Source organism: Chitinophaga sp. OAE865, from assembly GCF_040546735.1.
Taxonomy (GTDB): Bacteria; Bacteroidota; Bacteroidia; order Chitinophagales; family Chitinophagaceae; genus Chitinophaga; species Chitinophaga polysaccharea_A.
The window spans coordinates 4,205,917-4,230,208 of record NZ_JBEPOF010000001.1; the positions used below are offsets into that span (position 1 = coordinate 4,205,917).

Annotated in this window: 21 protein-coding genes; 6 read left to right on the top strand and 15 right to left on the bottom strand. The window is 47.2% G+C overall.

Annotated features, from left to right (window positions below; all coding sequences use genetic code 11):
- Nucleotides 1-3: 3 nt before the first annotated feature.
- Nucleotides 4-924 carry a ClpXP adapter SpxH family protein gene (locus tag ABIE50_RS17040; protein ID WP_209857516.1) on the bottom strand — a complete coding sequence of 307 codons (921 nt, stop codon included), beginning with the start codon at nucleotides 922-924 and terminating at the stop codon, nucleotides 4-6.
- A gap of 361 nt (nucleotides 925-1,285) precedes the next feature.
- On the opposite strand from ABIE50_RS17040, the gene ABIE50_RS17045 reads away from it, so the two are divergent.
- Nucleotides 1,286-2,029, top strand: coding sequence for a hypothetical protein (locus ABIE50_RS17045; RefSeq protein WP_209857517.1), 744 nt, complete (start codon nucleotides 1,286-1,288; stop codon nucleotides 2,027-2,029).
- Nucleotides 2,030-2,082: 53 nt separating this feature from the next.
- On the opposite strand, the gene ABIE50_RS17050 is transcribed toward ABIE50_RS17045, so the two are convergent.
- The 4 genes from ABIE50_RS17050 to ABIE50_RS17065 all read right to left on the bottom strand — a co-directional run bounded on the left by ABIE50_RS17050 (nucleotide 2,083) and on the right by ABIE50_RS17065 (nucleotide 4,532).
- Nucleotides 2,083-2,358 (bottom strand): hypothetical protein, encoded by a 276-nt coding sequence (locus ABIE50_RS17050; protein ID WP_209857518.1) that lies wholly within the window; start codon nucleotides 2,356-2,358, stop codon nucleotides 2,083-2,085.
- A gap of 208 nt (nucleotides 2,359-2,566) precedes the next feature.
- Entirely contained in the window at nucleotides 2,567-3,019 is a 453-nt protein-coding gene (locus ABIE50_RS17055) for an Hsp20/alpha crystallin family protein (RefSeq protein ID WP_209857519.1), read from the bottom strand.
- A 160-nt stretch (nucleotides 3,020-3,179) separates the two neighbouring features.
- Nucleotides 3,180-4,184 (bottom strand): SDR family oxidoreductase, encoded by a 1,005-nt coding sequence (locus ABIE50_RS17060; protein ID WP_209857520.1) that lies wholly within the window; start codon nucleotides 4,182-4,184, stop codon nucleotides 3,180-3,182.
- A 21-nt stretch (nucleotides 4,185-4,205) separates the two neighbouring features.
- On the bottom strand, nucleotides 4,206-4,532 hold the full coding sequence (locus ABIE50_RS17065; RefSeq protein ID WP_209857521.1) for a hypothetical protein: 327 nt from the start codon (nucleotides 4,530-4,532) through the stop codon (nucleotides 4,206-4,208).
- Nucleotides 4,533-4,829: 297 nt separating this feature from the next.
- Between ABIE50_RS17065 and ABIE50_RS17070 the strand changes: the two genes are divergently transcribed.
- Nucleotides 4,830-7,214, top strand: coding sequence for an ABC transporter permease (locus tag ABIE50_RS17070; RefSeq protein WP_209857522.1), 2,385 nt, complete (start codon nucleotides 4,830-4,832; stop codon nucleotides 7,212-7,214).
- A 64-nt stretch (nucleotides 7,215-7,278) separates the two neighbouring features.
- Here the strand turns inward: ABIE50_RS17070 and msrA are convergent, their stop codons facing one another.
- Together msrA and ABIE50_RS17080 are read right to left on the bottom strand one after the other, a co-directional pair.
- Nucleotides 7,279-7,770, bottom strand: coding sequence for a peptide-methionine (S)-S-oxide reductase MsrA (gene msrA, locus ABIE50_RS17075; protein ID WP_209857523.1), 492 nt, complete (start codon nucleotides 7,768-7,770; stop codon nucleotides 7,279-7,281).
- Between the two features lie 34 nt (nucleotides 7,771-7,804).
- The gene (locus ABIE50_RS17080; RefSeq protein WP_209857524.1) at nucleotides 7,805-8,974 is read right to left on the bottom strand and encodes an acyltransferase family protein; all 1,170 of its coding nucleotides are present in this window, start codon (nucleotides 8,972-8,974) and stop codon (nucleotides 7,805-7,807) included.
- 178 nt (nucleotides 8,975-9,152) lie between these two features.
- Here ABIE50_RS17080 and ABIE50_RS17085 point away from each other — a divergent pair, with 178 nt between their 5' ends.
- Nucleotides 9,153-9,674: a dihydrofolate reductase family protein gene (locus tag ABIE50_RS17085; protein WP_209857525.1), complete on the top strand. Its 522-nt coding sequence runs from the start codon at nucleotides 9,153-9,155 to the stop codon at nucleotides 9,672-9,674.
- A 242-nt stretch (nucleotides 9,675-9,916) separates the two neighbouring features.
- On the opposite strand, the gene ABIE50_RS17090 is transcribed toward ABIE50_RS17085, so the two are convergent.
- The 8 genes from ABIE50_RS17090 to ABIE50_RS17125 all read right to left on the bottom strand — a co-directional run bounded on the left by ABIE50_RS17090 (nucleotide 9,917) and on the right by ABIE50_RS17125 (nucleotide 20,674).
- Complete coding sequence (locus tag ABIE50_RS17090; protein ID WP_209857526.1) at nucleotides 9,917-11,470, bottom strand: RagB/SusD family nutrient uptake outer membrane protein; 1,554 nt, start codon at nucleotides 11,468-11,470, stop codon at nucleotides 9,917-9,919.
- 24 nt (nucleotides 11,471-11,494) lie between these two features.
- Nucleotides 11,495-14,749, bottom strand: coding sequence for a SusC/RagA family TonB-linked outer membrane protein (locus ABIE50_RS17095; protein ID WP_209857527.1), 3,255 nt, complete (start codon nucleotides 14,747-14,749; stop codon nucleotides 11,495-11,497).
- A 192-nt stretch (nucleotides 14,750-14,941) separates the two neighbouring features.
- Nucleotides 14,942-16,006, bottom strand: a complete 1,065-nt coding sequence (locus tag ABIE50_RS17100) for a FecR family protein (protein ID WP_209857528.1) — start codon at nucleotides 16,004-16,006, stop codon at nucleotides 14,942-14,944.
- 79 nt (nucleotides 16,007-16,085) lie between these two features.
- Nucleotides 16,086-16,580, bottom strand: a complete 495-nt coding sequence (locus ABIE50_RS17105) for an RNA polymerase sigma-70 factor (protein ID WP_185937301.1) — start codon at nucleotides 16,578-16,580, stop codon at nucleotides 16,086-16,088.
- Between the two features lie 139 nt (nucleotides 16,581-16,719).
- Complete coding sequence (locus ABIE50_RS17110) at nucleotides 16,720-17,673, bottom strand: D-2-hydroxyacid dehydrogenase family protein (protein ID WP_209857529.1); 954 nt, start codon at nucleotides 17,671-17,673, stop codon at nucleotides 16,720-16,722.
- 40 nt (nucleotides 17,674-17,713) lie between these two features.
- A complete protein-coding gene (locus ABIE50_RS17115; protein WP_209857530.1) occupies nucleotides 17,714-18,430 on the bottom strand; it encodes a LytR/AlgR family response regulator transcription factor in 717 nt (238 codons plus the stop codon).
- Between the two features lie 2 nt (nucleotides 18,431-18,432).
- The gene (locus ABIE50_RS17120; RefSeq protein ID WP_209857531.1) at nucleotides 18,433-19,455 is read right to left on the bottom strand and encodes a sensor histidine kinase; all 1,023 of its coding nucleotides are present in this window, start codon (nucleotides 19,453-19,455) and stop codon (nucleotides 18,433-18,435) included.
- A 13-nt stretch (nucleotides 19,456-19,468) separates the two neighbouring features.
- Nucleotides 19,469-20,674 carry an acyltransferase family protein gene (locus tag ABIE50_RS17125; RefSeq protein WP_209857532.1) on the bottom strand — a complete coding sequence of 402 codons (1,206 nt, stop codon included), beginning with the start codon at nucleotides 20,672-20,674 and terminating at the stop codon, nucleotides 19,469-19,471.
- Between the two features lie 113 nt (nucleotides 20,675-20,787).
- Here ABIE50_RS17125 and ABIE50_RS17130 point away from each other — a divergent pair, with 113 nt between their 5' ends.
- The 3 genes from ABIE50_RS17130 (at nucleotide 20,788) to ABIE50_RS17140 (ending at nucleotide 24,292) form a co-directional block, all read left to right on the top strand.
- A complete protein-coding gene (locus ABIE50_RS17130) occupies nucleotides 20,788-21,279 on the top strand; it encodes a YdeI/OmpD-associated family protein (RefSeq protein ID WP_209857533.1) in 492 nt (163 codons plus the stop codon).
- Between the two features lie 197 nt (nucleotides 21,280-21,476).
- A complete protein-coding gene (locus ABIE50_RS17135; RefSeq protein ID WP_209857534.1) occupies nucleotides 21,477-22,274 on the top strand; it encodes a helix-turn-helix transcriptional regulator in 798 nt (265 codons plus the stop codon).
- A 59-nt stretch (nucleotides 22,275-22,333) separates the two neighbouring features.
- The gene (locus tag ABIE50_RS17140) at nucleotides 22,334-24,292 is read left to right on the top strand and encodes a M1 family aminopeptidase (protein ID WP_209857535.1); all 1,959 of its coding nucleotides are present in this window, start codon (nucleotides 22,334-22,336) and stop codon (nucleotides 24,290-24,292) included.

The window sequence follows — 24,292 nt, forward strand, 5'->3', positions numbered from 1 at the left end:
TTGTTAATCGGTATGCTTAGACATCCAGATGGCTCCATTCTTTGTTACCAGCTTTTCCAGCTTTCCGTTTGCCGTTAATTCATCCAGCATCTTTTCACTTTCATTTCTTGCTGTTCCTGTTAGCTCTGTAAACTCTTTTGCTGTTAATGAATGATATGATGAGAACAAAGAAGGCCAGCTTCTGTCGTATTGGCTTTTTGAAATATTGGAATGAATTTTCAGCAAAGCATTTTCATAGACGCTGTATGGTTTCGAACCATAAACCATTTCGGTTTTCCCTGTTGTATCAGTGAAGAAAATGGTTGGGAATCCTCTTACTCCTGCTTCCCTGGCTAATTGCAGATCCCTGTTAAAAAGGTCTTTTGCCTCACCTTCATAGGCTTTTTTAAACTGAACAATGTCTAATCCTACATTTTTGGCTGCCAGTTCCAGGTAGTCCCATTTTGTTATATTCTTTTTTTTCAGGAATACCATTTCCCTTATTTCACGAAGAAATAAAATTGCTTTTTCGTTGTCCTGTAGTTGGGCTGCCTTAAATGCAATGGAAGGTGGATAGGAGGAAGGTAACGGATCTTCCAGCCAGATGTCGCCATCAATGGGCATATCATAATGCAGGCTTACTTCATCCCAGTGATGGGCAACATCAGAGGGTTTGCTGATGCCGCCGCTGTTGTAACTCCAGTCGGGTAATAAACCACCCATCCTGTATTCTATTTCTATGCTTTTCCCATATTCTGATTTAAGTTTCCGTAATTGCGGCTCTATGCCCCAACAGGAAGAGCAAATGGGATCAGTGTAGTAAACGATCTTTACCGGCTTTTTTTCTGATTTAAAACTGTTGCTGTTAGCAGATGCTGCATTGTATGCAGGAATCTCACAAATACCATTTTCAGGATTGCATAATAAAGGATTATTATTCTCCATTTTCTTTTGTGTTTGAGCCTCGCAGATTTTATTGCCAGGAAGCATCATTGATATTAAAATATAAACAGGTAGCTTCATTTTTGAAATAACTGCAATGACAAATAAGTATTATTCGCGGATAAAGTTCAGCGTAATAATTTGCTCCTCCAATAAGTCATTTTTTTATGACTGCCGGAAAGAAAGTTGCGTGCAGTAAAATTCATCAGGATAGGAAGCAGCTGCTACAGGCACTAACATTTTCCGAAGCGGATTTTATTTTCATGAAAAGTTTGCCGGAGCTGATTTCCCCGGCGTTTTCCTATATTTATACTGTGAACGGGTAACATGTTGCGCCTGGATGCAATTCACAAAAAGATTCCTTATGCCAGATCATCTTATTAAAGTACTGTTTGTATTATTTCTGACTGCAACATCGGTTGATTTGTTTGCTCAAGACAATGATTTTGAACAACTTTCGAAAGTTGCTAAAGATACCGGTATTAACTTCCCGTTGGACTATAAAATTTCAAGGCCAAGAACCGAGTTCCCTAACTGGGATCGGGACTTTAATACTTATTACAATTTTCTTACGCCCGCATTAAGAAAGACCCAGCTTTCCATGAGGTTTGCCCAGAATGGTGTAGTCTCTTCAGTTACAGCCAATTCCATCATTCCGCATGCCCAGCTTGATACAGCAACAATGGTTGATGACCCGGCTAAGTTTATCGGAACCTGGCGGATGATCAGTTTCCGTTCAATAAGATATAATGACTCAGCATACATTCCAACAAAAACATATTACCGGCTTGAGGATGTGCTTTTAGCTGATAAAAGTAAGGATGAAGCTTTTGCCGTTATTTCAGATGATAATTTTAAGCTTTATGCAAAAGAAGAAGGAAAGACTGATTTCAAAAAAATGATGTCGGCCAAATATAAGATTGAGAACAGGAGATTTATGATGCTTTATAAGCTGGTGAAGTCAGGTGCGGGAGTTTCACAGATCGGAATTGATGAAAAAGGTTACCTGATCTTGAATTATCCCAAAGTGGTAGAGGATGTAAAAGAGGGCGTATATATTTCCTATTATACTGTAGTTGACCAATATATTTTTGAAAAGGTAAAGTGAAGATAACTTTTTCCACAGAGGGCTTTATCCTTCAGATGTAAGGATCAAAAGAATTACTGGCCTTTAAAATTATTTGCCTTAAATATCTCCTTGGCAATAAACCTGCTGTTTTTTTCAAATGCGATCAACGTGCACATCCTGGTACCTATCACTTCAATTCCATGGGCCACTTCAATAAGGGTTAAACGTAGCAGGCCGGTATCGTCATTAACTACCTGCTCCCATATATCCATAGCCAGTTCCTTGTCTTCACCGATTTTAAACGTGCAGAAGTTTGACCAGCCGTTTAATATTTTCATATCTGCATCGATGATGTAATAAGGTTCCATAACTTTATAGCTTGTGCCAGTCGGAAAGGCAGTACTTGCCTATTTTCCGTCACTGCCTCCCGCTGGGCTTGTAAGTGATTTTAACAGCTACCTTGTTTAAACAGGTGCAGCAATCCGGCAAGGGGTTTCATCTGCCGGTTTGCTGCACCTGGGCTGGTTTACATCCTACAGCCGGATTCAGGATAGCTTTCCGGATAATGGCCACTGTTTAGCCAATATTGATCAACCGTGGCGGCTTTTTCTTTGCCTCTTCCCGTTTTGGAATGGTGAGTTGCAACAGGCCGGCGTCATACTTCGCGGTAACGCCCTCCTGATCAACTACATCTTTGGGTAAAAGCAAAGTTCTCTGGAAAGCCTGGTAACTGAATTCCCTGCGGGTGAACTTTTCATTTTCGTTGCTTTCCATGCTGGATTCTTTGTCGCAGGTGATGGTAAGGGTGTTACCGTCCAGCTGGATTTTGAAGTCGCTTTTTTCCATACCCGGAGCAGCCATCTGTACTTCAAAATTATCCGCAGTTTCTTTGATATTGACTGCGGGAATAGTAGTGCCGCTTGATGAACCGTTGGAGTTATCCCAATTAAAGAATTCACGACTGATCGGATCATCAAACAGACTAAACAATGACGGGAAAGTTGCCCGTCTCTTTTGGATACCTGACATACTTACCTCCTTTTTTTATTTGGATTACTACTATACGGGATTTAATATCGTCCCGTAAGAAAGCGCGATCAAGTGCTGTGCCGGAGGGTAATGGAAGGAATTTTCGTCATTTTTTTCTGTCAGTTTTTCAAGACAAAATGAAAAAATTTCAGATAGCCTTCTATGGTTGTCCGCCACCGCCGGAGGCGCCGTAAATCTGCCCGTTTGCATAGCTGGCATCTGTTGCTGCAAGCTGTACATATATGGATGCCAGCTCTACAGGTTGGCCTGGCCGGCCTAACGGGGTTTGTGCGCCGAAGTTCTTTAACTTTTCCATAGTAGCGCCGCCGCTTACCTGCAGGGGTGTCCAGATGGGGCCTGGTGCAACGCCATTTACCCGTATTCCTTTAGGCCCGAGTTGTTTCGCGAGCGATTTTACATAATTCATGGTAGCGGCTTTTGTCTGGGCATAATCGTAGAGATCCGGGGAGGGATCATATGCCTGCTCGGAGGTGGTGGCAATTATTACAGACCCGGGTTTCAGATGGGGCAGGGCTGCTTTGATGATCCAGAATGGCGCATAGATGTTTGTTTTCATCGTGGCGTCAAAATCCTCTGTAGAAATATCGGCGATGGATGGTTTGGTTTGCTGCCGGGCAGCGTTGTTAACCAGGATATCGAGGCCGCCCAGGCCTTCCACGGCTTTTGATACCAGTTGCCGGCAGAATGCTTCTTCCCGGAGATCGCCGGGGATGGCAACTGCTTTGCGGCCTTCTGCTTTGATCAGCGCCACCACTTCCTGGGCATCCGGCTCTTCCGAAGGGAAGTAGTTAATGGCCACATCAGCGCCCTCCCTTGCGTATGCAATAGCGGCCGCGCGCCCCATGCCGGAGTCGCCGCCCGTGATCAGCGCTTTCCTGCCGTTAAGGCGGCCGGAGCCTTTATAGCTTTTCTCGCCGTGATCTGGTTTGGGGTTCATTTTGCCGGCAAGTCCGGGCCAGGGTTGCGATTGTTCCTCAAAAGGAGGTTTTGGATACCTGGAAACGGGATCCTGTAATCCTTCTGCATTTTTGGTATTGCGCGGCGTCGTCTGACCAACGGCAACCGGGGCAATGGCCGCCATCGCCAGGCTGGCACAGATGCCGGTAACCACGGTTCTGCGGTCTATCAAATGAGCTTCGTTCATGGCAGTGTTTTTAAGATTTGATCAGTCATTTTTATCAGTGCTGTATTCATTGTTTTCTTCATCTTCTGCGCCAATCTGTTCCTGTTCATCATCGAGCTCAGCGCCTGGCACATCAAGGCTATCAGTTTCATTAAGCGGTTCTCCGTCATCATCCCTGTTATCTACCTTGGCGCCGCGCATCCGTAGTTCTTCGGAGTAAGTGGGATCAGTGGTGGATGCTTCTTCCAGCAATTCTTTTTCTTCTTCACTTACTTCTGCGTCGAGCTCTTCTGCTGTTTGTTCTTCGGGCAGCTCGTTATTTTCTTCTTCGCCGAAGGCGTTTTCGTTTAATTCGTCTTTACTAATCATAACCGGTATTTTAGAAGTTAATAATACACTTCGTGCAACAAATCACAGACCGGGTTAAAAAGTGCTGAATACCGCGGCAATAGCCACACAGGACCGGGTAATATTTTTTTATATTAGTAGGAACGTTGGGACAAATTGTAGACCGGCCTGATCACTGTTAGTTGCCGGGCGTCCGTTTTCAGACACCGGGTGTTCATATACGGACATCTTTACGGGCCGACTTCCCGCGAATGCCGCCTGTGGCCTGCTTTGAGGGTATGGCAGTATTATTGTTTTTCATGGGAAAACCAGTTAGCTATGTTAAGAAGTCATGCCCGGATCGCGTGGCGTAACCTGCTGAAGAATAAAACTTTTTCGCTCATCAATATAGTTGGGTTATCTACCGGCATGGCTGTAGCCCTGTTGATCGGTTTGTGGATCCATGATGAGCTTACATTCAGTAAGAACCATGAAAATTACGACCGCATTGTAGCGGTGATGCAGCACCAGACCTTCAACGGCGTAAAGGGTACGCAAACGGCTAACCCTTACCTGCTGGGAGAGGAGATCAGGAATAAATACGGCAGTGATTTCAAGTATGTGATCATGTGCTCCTGGCCCTATAAACATGTACTGGCATATAACAACAATGCTATTTCCCAGATGGGCAATTTCTTTGAGCCGGACTTCCCGGAAATGCTGACGCTTAAAATGCTGAAAGGTACCCGGGCCGGGTTACAGGACCCGGCTTCCGTGCTGCTGTCTGCTTCCACGGCCAGGGCATTGTTCGGGGATACCGACCCTTTGGATAAGCTGGTAAAATTGGATAACCGTACCATGGTGAAAGTGACGGGTGTATATGAAGATCTGCCCTACAACTCTGCCTTCAGGGACCTGGCCTTTATGGCGCCCTGGGAGCTGTTCCTTCAGAGCGAGCCATGGATAAAGGAAATGGAGAACCCCTGGCGGTCCAATTTTACTCAAACCTATGCCCAGCTGGCAGATCATGCGGATCTTGAAAAAGTATCCGCCAAGATCAAAGATGTGAAACTGCATAAGGTAAGGGCAGCAGATGCTGCTTTTAAACCGGAAGTTTTTCTTCATCCCATGAGCAAATGGCATTTGTATGCCGATTGGAAGGACGGAAAGAATATAGGCGGCAGGATACAGTTTGTGTGGCTCTTCGGGATTATTGGGGTATTTGTGTTGTTGCTGGCCTGTATTAATTTCATGAACCTCAGTACTGCACGTTCGGAGAAGCGGGCAAAAGAAGTAGGGATCCGGAAGGCAATAGGCTCCTTCCGCAGCCAGCTGGTGACGCAGTTTTTCAGCGAATCGCTGCTGCTGGCCCTGATTGGTTTTATAGGCGCCCTTGTATTGGTGCAGCTGGGACTGCCGGTGTTTAATGAGATGGCGGATAAAAAGGTGAGCCTGCCGGTTGCAAGCCCTTTATTCTGGCTTGTCGGGCTTGGAGTGATGTTGTTCACGGGCCTGGTTGCAGGCAGTTACCCTGCATTGTATTTATCTTCTTTTGAGCCGGTTAAGGTATTGAAGGGAACTTTCCGCGCAGGCCGTTATGCAGCCATTCCGCGTAAGGCCCTGGTTGTGATCCAGTTTACCGTATCGGTGATCCTTATTATTGGTACCATAGTGGTATTCCGGCAGATTCATTTTGCGAAGAACCGCCCCACAGCTTACAGCAAAGAGGGATTGATAGTTATTCCCGTATCAACCGGTGCATTGAAGGATCATTTTGAAGTAATCAGGAATGAGCTGACAGCATCGGGAGCGGTGACGGAGATGGCTTATTCTTCCAGCTTACTGACAGAGATCAATGCCGTGAACAACGGTTACACCTGGAGAGGTATGCAACCCGGCGCCCAGGGGAATTTCGGGGCGATCAGCGTGACGCATGACTTTGGGAAAACAATTAACTGGCAAATACTTTCAGGACGTGATTTTTCAAGGGATTTTCCGTCGGATTCCTCCGCCATGATCCTGAACGAATCGGCAGTGAAATTTATGGGTCTTAAAGACCCGGTGGGAGAAATTGTAAAAGTGGATGGCAAGCCTTTTAACGTAATAGGCGTTGTAAAAGATATAGTGATGGAATCGCCTTATCACCCTGTTTTCCGCACTGTTTTTACGCTTAACTATGACGCTGCCAATGTGATTGATGCCAGGATCAATCCTGCCAAAACCACCGCAGATGCGCTTTCCAAAATTGAGAGTGTTTTTAAAAAATATAACCCGGGTGTTCCTTTTGTTTACACTTTTGTGGATGACGACTACGCTGTTAAGTTTGATGCAGAACAGCGTATTGGCAAACTATCGAGCTTTTTTGCGGTACTGGCCATTTTCATTAGTTGCCTGGGGCTTTTTGGCATGGCGTCTTTTATGGCAGAGCAGCGGGTGAAGGAAATGGGGGTGCGAAAGGTAATGGGTGCTTCTGTTTTCAATTTATGGAAGTTGATGACAAAGGATTTCGTACTGCTGGTATTGATTGCCTTGCTGATCGCAGTGCCGCTGGCTTATTATTTCATGAATAACTGGTTGCAGCGGTATGAGTACCGTACCGGTATATCCTGGTGGATCATTGCGGCCACTGCTGCCGGCGCGGTATTAATAGCCCTGCTTACAGTAAGTTTCCAATCGATAAAAGCAGCAATGATGAACCCGGTGAAATCCCTGAGATCGGAGTGATCATTAATTATCTTACTAAAAAAAAGGAGAAAATGAAGGTAAACTCATTTTCTCCTTTTTTATTTTAGTTCAGTTTCCAGTCGGGCCGCACAAAATGACAGGTATATCCGTGTGGATGTTTCTGGAGGTAATCCTGGTGTTCTTCTTCGGCGTTCCAGAAGGCTGTTGCCGGCACCACTTCTGTTACAATAGGGCCGGGCCATTTACCGGAGGCATTGAGCTCGGCAATTAACCCGATGGCTGTTTGATGCTGCGCTTCATCCAGGTAAAAGATAGCGGAGCGGTAAGATGTTCCTATATCATTGCCCTGCCTGTTCCGGGTGGTAGGATCATGGATCTGGAAGAAAAATTCCAGGAGTGAACGGTATGATAATACTGCCGGATCAAACTTAATTTCGATGCCTTCCGCATGTGTGCCATGATTGCGGTAGGTGGCGTTAGGCACATCGCCACCGGTGTATCCTACTACGGTGGAAACTACGCCGGGCAGCTGGCGGATGAGTTCTTCCACTCCCCAGAAGCAGCCACCTGCAAGAATCGCTTTTTCAATACTCATATGTCTTTCCTCTTTTTAACCAGGTGAAGTTAAGTTAAGCTGCTGAATCATTTGTGATCAGCATCATTTTTTTATGCGCGGTTTTTTTCCGTTGTTCCAGTACTCGCTGACGGAGCCGCAGGAAAGGCGCTTCCACCGCCTTATTCAGGATAAAAGCGCCCAGTCCGGCTACAAGCAGGCAGGCAATGAACATAGCCGTTCCTTTGGGGGCCAGTCCTGTTTTTGCCAGCAGGGGCTGTGCCAGGTGGATCACTCCTTTATGGGATAAATAGAGCGCAAAGGATAGCCTGGCAATCAGCGCGGTAACCCGGCTGTTGTACCGGTACAATAAGCAGGAAGGGCTTACCGCTGCCACCACTGCAAGTCCGTAGCCGGCCGCCACCAGGGGGTAGCCAAATACTGATGCGTAAAAGCTTTCCTGGTCCTCGCACAGGAACCAGGCACCGGTTAACACAGCCAGGGATAATAAAAGGATGGTATTCCCATGTTGGATAACCCGGTTTTTTACCGCCGGTTTGAATGCAAAGAGGGCAGCGATGGAAACGCCGGCCAGCAGGCCATCCAGGCGGGTGTAAGTAGGGTAGTACATGTGCTTGTACCAGATGATGAAAAAGTTATCTTCCCCCGCGTGAGGAGCAATCAGCGCATACCAGCAATATAGCCTGATGCCGATGCCAAACACAAATAACGCTGCCAGCAGGATGCCTGCTTTTTTCCATACATTGAAGCGCAGCAATGCTGCCAGTACCAGCGGGAACAGCAGGTAAAAATGTTCTTCCACGCAAAGCGACCATACATGTGAAAAGGTGCCGGAGCTTTTAATATCGAAGCCAAAATTCTGGGTAAAGGTGAGGAACTTCCAGAGTGGGGGCAGGGCTTCCCTTTCATGGAAGGAAGGGAAAAGAAAATAGATAGCAAGTACCACCAGATAGGCTGGAATGATCCGGAACACGCGCTTGATAAAAAATTCCGGGAGGGAGATATTTTTCCCTGCTGCCATGTTTATGAAAAGCGGGTACGATATGAGGTATCCGCTTAAAACAAAGAACAGGTCCACGCCCGTCCACCCGAAACTGATCATATTATCCAGCCATTGCGGGTGCTGGAACATGCGGTAATGGTAGAACAACACCATCAATATTGCCAGCGATCTGAGATGATCCAACCCGTAGAGCTTTTTTACCGGGATACCTGTATTTGTCATAGAGAAATGCCTGTCTTTTGAGAGTGGTAAGATAGTGTGTTTGGGAGGGATTTGCAATGCACCCCAACCAATTTCCAAAATGTCGTAATCATAACGCTAAAATGTCGTAATTATACCCTTTCCTGTAGTCATCAAGCATGTAACTTTGAAATATTAATTAACCAGAAAACGGATCGACATGAGAAAGTTAAAATTACAAATGAATATTTTACTGGGTAACAAATGGGACAGCGGAATGTCGGATTTTAGTGTCGACAACCTTAAGCATGTTGACTGCATTTTACATGGACGAAAAACAGGAGAAGGTTTTATTCCATATTGGGCCGAAGTAGCAAGCAACCCCAATGACACCGAGTATCAATTGGGAAAGTTATTCAAAGAGATTCCTAATGCCGTTTTCTCAAATACGCTCAAGGTCAGCAAGTGGGAGAATACAACAATTATAAGCGGCGATTTAAAAGAGGAAATAAACGCTTTGAAAAATAAAAACGGAAAAGATATTATTGTTTATGGGGGCGACTCGTTTGCATCCTCGTTAATTCAGCATGATTTGGTTGACGAGTTTTATTTATTCGTAAACCCTGCGGAACTTGGTAACGGACAGCAAACTTTTAATCCTTTGAAAAACGATTTAGAGCTGAAACTTGTGAATTGTAAACCATTCGCATGCGGAGCAGTTTTGCTGTATTACACGAGATAGAAAGACCTGAAACAAAAAAGGGGGTGTCTTCCCCCTGTTAGCAGTTTTCTGTGAATGAGTTATGTTAGTCGACTTTCACTATTTTGTCTTCCTATACTTATAAAATTCCTATAGCATGAAAAAAATACTACCTCATATACCTCTTGTCACAATGGTGAGTTTGATGGCAACACCGCTTAACCCAATAAAAAAGTGCCGCAGGAATTGACCCGCGGCACCCTGTAAAATTCATCCCCTCTAAATCAATACCCAGGATTCTGAATCAGCTCAGGTGCATTCCGGTCTATCTCCGTTTGGGGAATTGGCCAGAAATCATAGTTCGCTTTGTATTTCGTTTTCACGGTAGGTTGTAATGGGTTTGGCACAAAGCCATCCAGCTTTTGTACTGCAATACCCCATCTTCTCAGGTCAAAATAACGGATCCCTTCCAGGGCAAATTCGACGCGTCTTTCGTGCCGGATGCGGGTACGCATTTCAGCCTGTGAGAGCCCTGCCGGGAGGTCGGGCATATTGCTGCGGTTCCTCACCTGTTTGATCGCGGCATATACGGAAGCATCCGGGCCGGTGGCTTCATTCTGTGCTTCTGCGTACATGAGGAGGATATCGGCGTAGCGTAGAAGTACAAAATCATTGTCGTCGATGGTACCATAATCAGGGTCCACCAGGGTTGGGTCCAGCCATTTCTTTACGGCATAATAACCGGCGGTCCAGCTGTCTTTGCCGGGGGTAGCTATTGCCAGTGCGCCGGTAAAAGGCCATCCCTGGGCTTTAGTGTCGCCCGGGAAGAAGAAGGTAAGGCGCATGCGCGGATCCCGGTTTTCAAAGGGTTTCCCTTTAACATATACGGCGGAAGATGCAGTGTCTTTGCCATCTGCGGCTTCGTATTCATTAATCAGGTCCTGTGTACCTTGTTCCCCTTTCCAGCGTTGCAGGTTTACGGAAATTGCCACGTCCTGGTGCAGCATATTAGGGCGCTGGTATTTCACGGAGAACATAATTTCCTTACTGTTGCCCTGATCGGGTTTATAAAAATTGCCGGCATAATTAGCGAAGAGACTGAACTTGTTGGCCGTCATGATCTCTTTTGCCAGTGCGGCGGCTTCTGCATATCTTTTCTGGAAAAGCAGCACTCTTACTTTATAGCCTTGCGCTGTAGCTTTTACGGCGTGGCCATCTGCATAGCCGGCGTCTGGTAATGCGGCAATGGCGAGATCCAGGTCTGCCAGCACCTGTTTTAATACATCGGCCCGGTCGGATTTTGCACGGGTCGATTTATAATCCATCTGGAAAGGATCTTCCGTCACGATAACGGTATTGCCGTAGAGCTGTGCCAGCCAGAAGTAATTAAAAGCCCGCAGGAAATAGGCTTCTCCTTTGTATAATGTCAGTTTATCGCCGCTCAGTACTTTATCTACATTGGCCAGAAAAGAATTGGCGGCTGCGATTGCCTGGTAGCAGTTTGCATAATAGGAGTATACAAAGTCGCCGGATTGCGGGGTGATGCCGGAAGTAAGGGCATTGAGGCCGCCGCCGTAGTTATACTGGCCGTAGGAATCGTCTGTGAAATTGTCCCAGGCAAAAACGGTGTACTGGGAGGTGGCGTAACCTCCGCTGTTGCTATACAGGTAATTATACAGGCCGGTGAGCGCTTTGTCGGCATCTTCGGGCGTTTTCCAGAAGAAAGAGGATGCCAGTTTATCCGGTGGCGTTACATCCAGCAGATCTTTGTTACATCCGCTGAGCAGCATAAAGGCCGCACCTGTTATTATTAGTAGGTATTGCTGATACTTTTTCATAACTGAATCTTTTAACAGAGAAAATTAAAACTGAACCATGGCGCCGAATGTGAATGTTTTGGTTTGGGGGTAGGTAACATAGTTACCATCTCCTACACGTTCGGGATCGAGACCGGGAAATTTACTGATGGTAAATACATTTTCTGCGCTGAAAAATACCCGTAATGATTTTATGCTGGCCCTGGCAAGCGTGGCTGCCGGGAGATTATAGCCCAGTTGTACGTTCCGCAGCCTCAGGAAAGATGCATCTTTCAGGAAGTAGGTGGAAGCGTAGTTCTGTACCGGGGCGTATCCATCGGCTACATAGATCTTGGGCATGGTAGTGCTGGGATGTTCGGGCGTCCAGCGGTTACGCCAGTCGGTGGTAGGTACAGAGCCCTGGCGGAATGGTTCTATTCCCCAGCCGTTTACATAAATTTTCTGTCCCTGGGACCCGTAAAGCTGTGCGCTGATATCAAAATTTTTCCAGGAGGCGCCAATATTGAAAGCGTACTGGAAAGAAGGATATTTTCCTTTGGTATAGGTTCTGTCTTTGTCGTCGATTACGCCATCTCCATTCACATCCTTTATTTTCAGGTCGCCGGGAGTGGCGTCTACAGGTTGTTTGGGCGATTTGGCTATTTCATCTGCGCTTTGGAAAATGCCATCCCATTGATAGAGGTAGTATTCATCCAGCGGGTGTCCTTCTTCGCGGATAGTGGTACCGCTGATCTCCCGTTTACCAAATTCCTCGAGTACATTTTTGTACCGTTGAAAGTTAGCTCCTACATACCAGGTAAAGTCTTTCCCGATCCGGTCGTTGTACTGTACATTAAATTCAAATCCCTTGTTCCTTACTGCGCCGTTATTGATGATGGGAGGGTATAATCCCAGCCACAGCGGCACCTGTGAGGTTCGAAGAATGTCAAAAGTATATTTGTTGAACCAGTCGCCCGTAAAAGTGAGGCGGTTATCAAAGGCGGTCAGGTTAAGACCAAAGTCCAGCACCCGCGTTGTTTCCCAGGTAAGGGTAGGATCTATGATCTGGCTGCCGGTGAAGCCGGTGGATATGGAAGAGCCGAATGCATACGGCCTGTTGTCGAGGGTGGACTGGTAAGGATAAGTACCAATGTTCTGGTTACCCAGCTGGCCCCAGGAGGCGCGTAATTTCAGGTCGTTGATCCATTTGCTGTTTTTCAGGAAAGATGCTTCGGAAGCGCGCCATGCACCGGAAAAGGAATAGAACAATCCCCAGCGGGTATCTGATGGCAGCCTGGAAGTACCGTCGTATCTCACGCTGGCGCCAAAGAGGTATTTATCTTTGTAATCATAGTTGGCATTGCCATAGAAAGACCGGATAGCCCATTTGCCGGAGGTGCCGCCGTTTGTTTGTCCGTTTGTCGGACCGGCATCAAGCTCTCTCAGGAAGTTGGTAGGGAATTGTGTGCGGGTGGCATCCAGGGTATCTGCTTTATATTGTTCCTGCTGGTAACCGGCGAGGGCCGACAGGTTATGCTCCCCGAATTTCTTTTTGTAGGTGAACTGGCTGTAATAAACAGTGTATACATTACCGTAGTTACCAACATTGAGCCCTGGTGTGCCCACGTCAAGTAATCCGGCGGGGCTCATGTCGCTGAAATAGACAGTAGGTACTGCGGGTCTGAAATCATTGTATTTATAATTGTCATAGTTCATACCTGCACGGTTTTCCCATCTTAATCCATCTACGATGTCCACATCGAGCGACAGGTTGCCTTGGGCGTAGTAGTCGTTTGTTCTTATCCGTACATCTTCTTCCACAATAGCTACCGGGTTCTTGTTGCCCAGCTCATTGGAATAAGCTTTCTTAATCCATTTGCCATCGCTGGAAGCGGGGTAGAGGGGCGACTGGGCCAGAGCGGAAAGGAACATATCGCCGGCGCCGTTCTCAGGATACTTCCTGTCGGCATAGCGCATCTGCACATTGGTACCTATGGTAACCCTTTTATTAACGCGGGAGCTAAGGCCCAGGTCTAGTGTATATTTTTTGTAGTCGAAGCCGATCAATACGCCTGGCTGTGTGCTGATACCCAGGCCCAGGCTGTAGGTAGTATTATCCTTTCCGCCGCTCATGTTCAGATAATGGTTCTGGGTGTAAGCGGTATGAAAAATATCGTCCAGCCAGTTGTGATTGGGATACTTGACACGGTCGGTTGCATTCTGGTACAGGTCAATTTGCTGCTGGGTGTAAAGCGGCGCCAGTCCGGAGTTGGTTCTTGCTTCGTTAGACAGCTGCATGTATTCTGCCGAATTGGAAATAATGTCCGGCAGTTTGGCTGCTTTTGAGATACCGAGGTTATACCCGTATGTGAGCGAGAAGCCGGTTTTTCCTTTCTTTGTTTTCACCACAATCACGCCATTGGCGCCGCGGGAACCATAGATAGCCGCAGATGCAGCGTCTTTCAGTACGGAGATGGATTCGATGTCGTTTGGATTTAAAATGCTGAGATTTCCAGGCAAACCATCTATTATTACAAGCGGATCATTACCTGCACCACTGAAAGTGCTGATACCGCGGATGCGTAGCTGTATGTTTTCATTGCCTGGTTCCCCGGAGCCCTGGGTAACCTGTAAGCCAGGCAGCTGGCCCTGCAGGAGGGAAGTAGGGTTGGTAGCCACCCGCTTGTTAAGCTCAGCGCCGGAGATGGTGGCTACAGCACTGGTAAGCTTATGTTTTTCCTGGGAGCCGTAACCCACTACTACCACCTCGTTCAAACCGGATACATCTTCTTTCAGCACTATATTGAAAGAAGCCTGACCGGCAACGGGGATTTCCTGACGCAGGTAGCCGATGGCAGAAATCACCAGGGTTGCATTTTCCGGTACCTGAAGGGTAAACAATCCTTCGGGAGTTGTTAATGTGCCTGTGGTAGTGCCTTTCACCTGTACGGTGATGTTGGGCATCGGGTGCCCTTTTTCATCAACTACACGGCCTGAGATCTTTTTTGTTTGTATCCGCTCGCCGGCATTTTTAAATACCACCATGCTGTTGTCCAGGATGGTATAATGAAGCCCGGTTTTGTGCGCTACTTCATCCAGTACCGCTTTTACATCGGCTTTCTCCATGGTGAGGCTGATCCTGGGAGTTTTTTCTGTTTCGTTATTGCTGTAATAAAAAGTATAGCCTGTTTTTTTCTCAAGAGAGCGGAATACTTTTTCAATATCTGCGTTGACGAAAGAAACGGATATCGTGTTTTGCGAGAATCCTGCTGCAGATGCCTGGAAAAACAGCAGGAACAATACACCGGTAAATTTGAGCATTAGAAATAGTTTTCGTCCGTTATTAAGTAAGATAAACGTGGTTTGTTTCATTGCTTTTTTCATAACCTGGAAGGGGACTTATAAAATCAGTAAATGTGAATCTTGTGGAGGTCCATAGCGGATATTTCCGGCACAGCAAGCCCCTAGGGAGACCGCTCCCCAATGATGAACTTATTCTTCATAACTTTTGATTTACTTAATTGTCACGATATCATCCTGAATGGAATAATTGAATGGTTGAATATTCTGGAGCACCTCCAGTAGTTTTTCAATAGAAATATTATCTGCACGCCCGGAAAATCTCAACATAGCAAGCTGTTGATCTTCTATAATTATTTTTACGCCATACCAGCGTTCGAGTCGTTGTGAAAGTGAAAGCAGTGTTTCATTGCGGAATATCAGCTGGTTGCTCAGCCAGGCAGTTTCCAGCACATGAATGGTGTCTGCCGGTGAAATGACCGACAATGGCTGCCGTTCGATCTTTGTTGCCGCCTTACTGCCTGATGTATTGTTTTCCCTCATATGCCCGGCGTATGTTTTATGAAGCACCACCTTCTGGTTGGGCGTTACTTTCATCACCTTATGTTCCTCCGGCACTGTTACTTCTACCGCGCCTGAGATCACCGATGTTTCTTCGAAGTCTTCCTCTTTGTACGACCGTACATTAAACGTGGTACCCAATACCCGTATATCCATTTTTTGTGCATGGATAATAAAAGGCCGGTTGGGCGCCTGTTTTATATCGAAGTAAGCCTCTCCGCTCAGGTACACCTCCCTTTGGGCCTTGTCCAGTTTTTCCGGGTATCTTAAAGTGCTTCCGGCATTCAGCCATATGATGCTGCCATCTGACAGGCGGATCTTTGTTTTCATGCCGGCATCGGTGGATACTATTTTATACCGGTGGCGTTGCTGCGACAGGTAAATGAACGTAAGCCCGGCAGTTATTGCTATCATTATGAAGGCGATGGACACCTGGTATTTATAGGCGCCCGGGAACTTCCTGTGGGGGGCCTTCTCCAAAGGAGACGGCTCGCTGCTGCCCGGGGAGATAGTGCCCAGTACTTTATCCATCAGCGCATCTGTTTCTTCCTCTTCATGGGGAGGATGTGCTTTGTGAAAAGACAGCTGATCCAGCTGCCCCGTCCGGAGCCAGTCACCGGGATGTTGCAGTAAAAGTTCTTCCAGTTCGGCTTTTTCTTCCGTGGAAATCTCGCCGCTCCATTGCAGCGCCAGTAATTCCCATAATCGATTGGTCATTTACAGAAGTATGATTTCAGTTGATTCCCTAGTAAGACAACGCAGAAAGGGAAAACAATTAAGTGTGTAGAAAAAAAAATCAGGAGTAGGAATATTGGAGGGAAGTGCCCAGTGCAGCCCATATTTTTTTCAGGGCAAGGGTCATCTGTACATTCACAGTGGCTTTGGAAAGGTCAAGCAGGGTGGCTACCTGTTCATAGGTGAGGCCATCTTCCTTTACGAGGATAAAGATCTGGCGGCAGCGGGTGGGTAACGACCGGATAGCGGCGTTTATTTCCAGGAGCCGTTCTTTGCTGATCATCAGGTCCTGCGGGTTCTGGGGCGATACCTTGCTCACCTGGATCTCCCATTCATTATAATGCGTATGACGCCGTCCATTGCGTTTCAGATAATTAAGCGCCGTGTTCTTTACTGCTTTGAAAAGATAGTAGCGTACATCGTTGGGAGCCGTTGTTTGCTGTCTTTGCTGCCATATTTTGATAAATACATCTGCCACAATTTCCTCTGCCTCGGCTTCATTACCTGCAATACTACCGGCAAAATACTTCAGGGAAGGAGTGAACTCTTTCATCATTTGTTTAAATAACGAAAGATCCCCAGTTGGCCAAAAAGATGTATAGTCCGGATTTTGATTGCTCATAGTAATGACAAAACCAAGTTAACGCAACTTTTGATAGGTACCGTATGCAGTATTACCCAATTTTGATGTTATATTATCCATTCACAATGCCGGATGGCCTTCCCCCGATAAATCCGGCCACATTCTCAAAGGCTTTCCCGAAGTAAAGCTCATAGCTGTTTTTCTCCACATAGCCCAGATGCGGGGTACAGATCACGTTACGCATGTTCAGGAAATCAAACTCAGTATTGTACACCGGTTCCTCTTCATATACATCGAGGCCGGCAAACCCGGGGCGGCCGTTCCGCAGGCCTTGCAGCAGGGCGCCTTTTTCAATAAGCTCTGCCCGGGAGGTATTAATGAGCACAGATGAAGGTTTCATGAGAGCCAGGTCTGCAGCTTTTACGATGCCGGCAGTAGCCTCATTTAAACGAAGATGCAGGGAAACAACGTCTGCCTCCCGGAAGAAATCCTCTTTGGCAGCGGCTTTACTGAAGCCGTCGTTTACGGCGTTTTCCCTGGAGGCATCGCTGCCCCATACGAGTACCTTAGCTCCAAAGGCTTTGGCATACCCTGCCACCATTTTACCGATCTTCCCGTAGCCCCAGATCCCAATGGTTTTCCCGTGAACGGTACTGCCTATATTGATTTGCCATTGCCCGTTCTTCATGCCTTCAATGGCCTGTGGAATTTGACGCAGGGTATTCATGATCAGTATCCAGGTAAGCTCTGCTGGCGCTATGGGAGAGCCAATACCTTCCGCTACGGCTACATTATGCCTGGCGCAGGCGGCAAGATCCAGGTGGGAGGATACTTTGCCGGTCTGACTGATCAGCTTCAGCCTGGGTAATTGGGAGAGCAGCTCCTCATTTATCCGGGTCCTTTCCCTGGTGAGCACCAGCACTTCCACATCATTTAAAAGTGCCGCCAGCTTGACGGGGTTTTTCTCCGTATGGTGCAGTACTAAAACATCCTGTCCGGCTAGCAGTTTAAAGCAATCCAGGCTCCTGATAATATCCTGGTAATCGTCGAGGATGGCAATTTTCATATTCGCGGTTTACTTATATCCCTAAGTTACATCCTTTGGATCACTTATTCTTCAACAGCCGGTTATTGACTATCTTCTCCAGCAGCTCTTCCTTCTGGTATTTGCTGATAGGTACTTCATGGTTGCCCATGTGCAATACATTGCCTTCAATAGCGCTGATATGGTTGATATTAACGAGGTAGGATTTATGTGGTTGCAGGAATTGCCTGGCTGGAAGCATCTCCTGTACTGATTTCAGTGTGGCATGGGTGATCATTTTTTTATCTCCCGTATAAATAGCTACATAATTACCCAGGGCTTCTGCAAACAGAATATCGTTGAATATGACTTTTTCCAGCTTGCTGTCGGTTTTAATAAAACAGTAGGGTTGTTCTTTGCCGGCCTGCCGGGACGAAAAATAATCGAATGCTTTATTGGAGGCTTTAAGGAAGCGGTCGAATGAAATGGGTTTGATAAGATAGTCCAGTACATCCAGCTCAAAGCCCTGTATGGCGTATTGTTCGTACGCGGTGGTGAAGATCACCTTTGGCGGATTGGGATAGCTTTTCAGGAACTCGATGCCGGTGATGTAAGGCATTTCAATATCGAGGAACAACAGGTCTACCGGTTGTTGTTTCAGCAGGGTATTGAGCTGTATGGCATCTTCACAAACAGCGGTTACATGAAGAAAGGGCGTTTTTTCCGCATAGCGCTGTAAGCCTTCTGCTGCCAGTGGCTCGTCGTCGGTAATAATGCAGCGTATCGTTAATTGATCCATTATCAGGTAGCCAGTTTTAATTCCGCCAGGAAGCTGTTCTCTTTCACCTGGGCGGTAAATGAATGTTTGCCGGGATACAGCAGTTCCAGTCTTCTTTTCAGGTTATCCAATCCTATGCCTCCCTTTGCCTCGAAGCTGAGCTTATCCGGTATTGAGTTTTCCACGCGGAAGGATATTTCATCATCCTGTTTTTTCATGCAGATGTGAATATTAAAATCGCCTCCCGCATATTTAAAGGCATTTTCCACCAGCGGCAGGAACAGCAGCGGGTATACCTGTTCATTATGCAGGGCCTCATCAAAATGTACATCCAGCTGCAGGCGCCGCGACGACCTGACCTTTTGCAGTTCAATAAAATTCTGCAGGTATTGTATTTCATTCACCACGCTCACCATTTGCTGCTGATCGTACAGCTGGTAACGCAGCAGCTCCGAAAAGCGCTCCACTGTTTTCTTTGCCGCCTCCACGTCTATATCCATCTGGAAATATATGGTGTTTAGCGCATTAAATAAAAAGTGGGGATGATATTGCGCCCGCAGGAATTTAAGCTCGGTTTGCAGCTGATCGTTGGTGATTTTCTCCAGCTGCAAACGGTTATTGATATATGCCTGTAAGAAAGCATTGCTCCTGCGGACGCCATAGTATATAAAACAATACAATAAAGGGATCACGTTGATATCTACCAGGTCGAACAACTGGAGGCCATCGTCGGTTAAAACAACCATCGGCGTGAGAACCATGTTTTGTACCAGTTGATTGACAATAAAAACATACAGCAGTTCTTTCAGGATGATCTTATAGGAAAAACCGGCTTCATTTTTTTTATCAAAATACCGGAACAACCAGTTGAAGATCCCGATCAGCAGGTAGCCCATCAGCGCCGCTGTGGCCATTTCAATGCCGTTCAGCGACAGCGGCCGGTACCAGAATTTCATTTCTGTAATACTGTCTGTTAACAGGCGGATGGTAAAGTATACCAGCAGGCCGTATAACGGTGGGAAGAAATATTTCCAGAATATTTTCATAATTGCTGATTCACTATGCTGCCGGTATTAGTTCCTCTTCTTTTATACCGCGGCTTTTTTCCTTCTTTGCCGCGGGCTTCATTCCAAACAGGAAACGCATCATGGCAAAGGGCTTTATAAACAAATGGAAGATGAATATACTGATTAAAAAAGTAACGATCACGGTAAAGGCGTATTTTAGTCCCACGCCATCCGGCACGTTTACAAGATAGTAAGTAAGGATCACAATTACCGTTTGATGCAGGATATAGAACGGGTATACCGCCTGGTTGGCATATGCCAGGATGGGCCGGGGTTTGTTCAGGTATTTTTTTGCATAGCCTACAATAGCGAGTACCCACATCCATGCAGTAATACCGCCTAAGGCCATATATAGGTAGGTGGAGGGCATGTATCTGAAATTATCGTTGAAGATCCAGGGCTCCAGTTTATTCCAGCGCAGGTAGTTGATGATAAGAAGCCCGGTGAATGCAATGGTGAGTGAAAGCCGTCGGTTCCGTTCCAGGCTGTCCATGAACAGCGGGTTGGCGATGCAGATAAATCCTGCCAGCACATAGAACAGCCAGTAGCAAAAGTAGCCGTAGTCGTGCACCAGGTCGCCTGTCTGCCGGAACCATACCAGCATAAAAGTATGTACCAGTGTGCCGGGGATGATAAGCAGGTAGATGTATTGTTTGTTGCCGATCCAGCTGAGCTTTTGCAGCAGTTTTTTCCCCTTGCCGGAGATCAGCCATACAAAGAAAGGCGCAAAAAGGATATCATACACCAGCAGGTAGGCGATAAACCAGAGGTGGTGCCAGCTCATATTACCATGGGGATATACACCGGTGGTAAACATATGGGTGTAGAAATCGGCATAGTTGCCTTTGAAGCCCTGGGTGAGGCGCTCCATGTACACCTGTGGGGGTACTATAATGAGTATGCCCACCAGCAGGGGAACAAACAGCCGCCTGAAACGGAGACCAATAAACCCGCCGCCGGTGTTCCGCTGCAGCATAAAATAGCTTACCGTTCCGGAGATAAAGAACAGCAGCGGCATACGGAAGCGGTGGAGGAAATCGTTCATTTCCAGCAGGGCATTGCTGGTTTCTTTGTTTTTTATATGCCATCCCCATTCGGGTATATATGGCATGGCGGAATGAAAGAACAGCACGCCTATGATGGCGATGATGCGAAGCCAGTCTAAATATACCTGCCGGGAAGATGATGTTGGTTGCATAACTAAATGTTTTATGCAAACCTATCTTCCCGGCTGTTTTTAAGAAAACATATTTGACGTGTGGACAGTTTTTGGTGTTGAAAAGATGACAGAAGGATTATAACTTTACTGGTATGCCCATAAAACCAATCGTCAGTCAATCGTATCGTCTTGAGAAATTCCCTGTTAAAGGTGGATGGACCTTTGCGCGTATTCCCGAAATAACTCCTGATAAAGTGAAGGCCTTTGGCCTGGTGAAGGTGAAAGGGTCTATAGATGATTTCGAAATCAGGAAATGCCACCTGATGCCGCTGGGCAATAACGTATTGTTCCTCCCTGTAAAAGCGGAGATCCGGAAAAAGATAAAGAAGAAAGCAGGTGATTGGGTAAAGATCATTTTGTTCCGGGATGATGATCCGCTGGAGATACCGGAAGAACTGAAGGTCTGCCTGGAAGATGAACCAGGCGCAAACCGTTTCTTCCACTCTCTTTCTGAAACGGAGCAGCGGTATTATATCAACTGGATCTTCAGCGCCAAAAGAGAAGAAACAAAAGTAAGCCGTATGACCAGATCCGTCATCCGGCTGTCAAGAGGATTGAAGTTATACCAGCGGGAAGAGGAGTGAACAGGGTTTATTCCAGGGCGCCTATGGTAACCGCGATGACCAGCAAAAAAGCAATCAGTAGTTTAAGAAGCTTTTTCATATTTGTTGTTTTGACAGTTCAAAATCAGTACGGCATACAAAGGAGGAACTGTAAGAAAACGAATTGGTTAAAGTATCTTTGATCACCGGCATACCAGCATGCAACCGGCTATTTTTTTATGAGTATCATCCTGTCGCCAGGCAATTATTTTGGAAAAGAACAACAGGTTGGGGAGAATGCCTCTTTCCGGCTGAACATTACGGCATACCAGCCGGATGTACAGATCGGTATGCACCATCATGAAAACGCATATCTCAGTTTGCTGATCCGCGGCAGTTATGAAGAGGTGAGCCGGAAAACAGACAGCGCTGTTATTCCCGGCGAAGTGCTTTTCCGTCCTGCCGGATACAGTCATGCCAATCATTTCCAGCCTTCCGGCGGCCGGTGCCTGAATATAGAGTTTAAGCCAAACGGTTTGCAGGAGCTGGGGCTGGAGCATTTGCTGCCACAAACGGCAGCGATCTATAAAACGGGCACATTCGATTACCTGTACCGGTTGTTGTATGCATTTGTGCAGGACCCGGGCAGCACTCTCCCCGAGGAACATATTATCAGCTGGCTGTTGGAATATGCAGATGGAAAACTGCCTGAGCGTTTGCCCTGGCTGCCAAAAGTAAAGGACATCCTGGAAAATGAATTTGATACCCATCATACTATCCGCTCGCTGGCCGCGCGGGTGTTTGTACATCCCATTTACCTGGCCCGGGCCTTTAAGGAAAGAGAAGGTATCACGCCTGGTGAATACCAGTTAAAGATGCGGGTAAGAAAAGCCATGACGCTGCTTTTTACCACGCAGTTACCGGTAACGGATATTGCTTTTTCCGCCGGCTTTTCGGATGCTTCCCACCTGGTAAAGTGTTTCCGGTTATTTTATAGCGCCACTCCACATAAATTCAGGACCCTGCTAAAAAGTTAATCCGGTACTATTTTTTTGATGCCGCCGGCTGTTACTTTGTATAAAAAAGTATGCGCCGTTTGATCGTTCTTCTATATTTATTAATACCGGCTTTGTTACCCGCCCAGCGGAAGCTCGATTACCGGCTGCAGGTAACTGCCAACCCCGCAAAGCAATCTTTTTTTGTGCAGGGTGGATTTACTTTTGACACGGAAGCCGCTGCGGCCGATTCAGTAGATATCGTGATCAGCAAGGGCGCAGGCCCGGCCACGCTGAAGCTGGAAAGCATTGCAGCCCTCATGGATACCATTCATAAATCAACCGGTGATATCATCTACCGCTGGCATTTCCGTTCTTCGCTGCCGGCAGGAACCTCTTTACACTTCACCTGTGCCTACGAGCGGGGAGGAGAACCCGCCTTCCAGTTTTATCTGGACAGCAGCTTCTGCATGGCAGGCGGCTACGGTGCTGCATGGTACCCGCAGATGACCGATGGCGCAGGCAATCATACCCGTGGCACCGGCGTCATTACCGTTACCACACCTGCCGGCCTGATGCCGGTAATGGCTTCCAGTACCGTTACCGTGGCGGATAGTACTTATACTTTTCATTATGCACAGCCGGATATCTTTTCACTTTATATAGGCCGGTACACAAGGCAGGCGTATAAGGGGCAGCGGCCTTTTTATACCTACAGCCTGAGCAAGGGTGTGGATGGCAACGACCTTAGCCGGAAATCTGCTGCCGTGCTGGATTACCTGTCGTCCCAATTCGGACCGCTGGACATTCCCAACTTCTCCATCATTGAATATCCCGATTATGTGGCAGACATAACCGGTATTGGCGGCGCCAGCATCTTAGGAGGTGTGGCCATGCCTACCGGAGCACTGCGCCGGTTTAATTACGCGCTCTTTGGTCATGAAATAGGCCATCAGTGGTGGGGCAACAAAGTATTGGCGGCCGGTAGTAAGGGAGAGTCCATGCTTTCGGAAGGACTGGCACAATACGGCTCATTACAGGTAGTGAGCCATTTCGACAGCGCCCATGCCATGGCGTACCGGAGAACGGGTTACCCTGGTTATATCAGCGACCAGTGCGGACTGGGTTATCTCAAAAATATAGCTGCAGGCAATGATGAGCCATTGGTGGCGCTTACCGGCAGCAATGGGCATACTATTGGCGACAGCAAGGGCTTTCTCGCCCTGGAGCTGCTGTCCGGCATCGTGGGCAAACAGGCTTTTCATAAAGCCCTGCGGACTATCGGCGATAAATACAGCAGTAATGGCGTTACCTGGGAAAATTTCCAGGCAGAAGTGGAGAAGGCGCATGGCAGCAGTTTGCAGTGGTTTTACCGGCAGTGGTTTGAACGCACAGGCGCCCCTTCCTGGCAAAGCAGCTGGCAACAGCAGCAGGATAAGCTGCAGCTCAGCATTACGCAAAAAGACAGTATATACCAGCTTCCGCTGGAAGTGCTGATCACATATAGCAACGGGGCAACAACACTGCAACGTATCAATATCAATAACCGCAGCAACCACCTGGCGCTGCCGGTGAAGGGAACGGTAACAAACGTGCAGATAGATCCTTATTTTAAAGTGCTTCACTGGGATGAAGCGCTTACTCCAGAGGCGCTTGCCCAGGCCAAAGTGGTGCGGGTGCTCAACCTGCGCAGGCAGCAAAAAAATGATGAAGCGATGAAGCTGGCGCAGTCGTACCTGGACGAAGGGTTCCCGGACGATCACTACGGGGTGGAATATACGTTGTTGTACCAGATGGGCCGAATTGCCGCGATGCAGCATAAAGACAAAGATGCCCTGGCCTACTATCAGCGCGCTTTGCAATGTGTATCGCGTGCGCCGGACCTGCTGGCCTATACTTACTACCGGATTGCACAGCTGGCCGCTGCCCAGCATGATGATGCACTGATGCGGTGGGCGGCAGTCAATGCACTGAAAGCCGATGCGGCAGCAGATAAATCAGATGGTATGGAGGCAAAAGTAGCGGCGTTTTTACCGGCTGTAGTGGCGAAGACCCCGTAA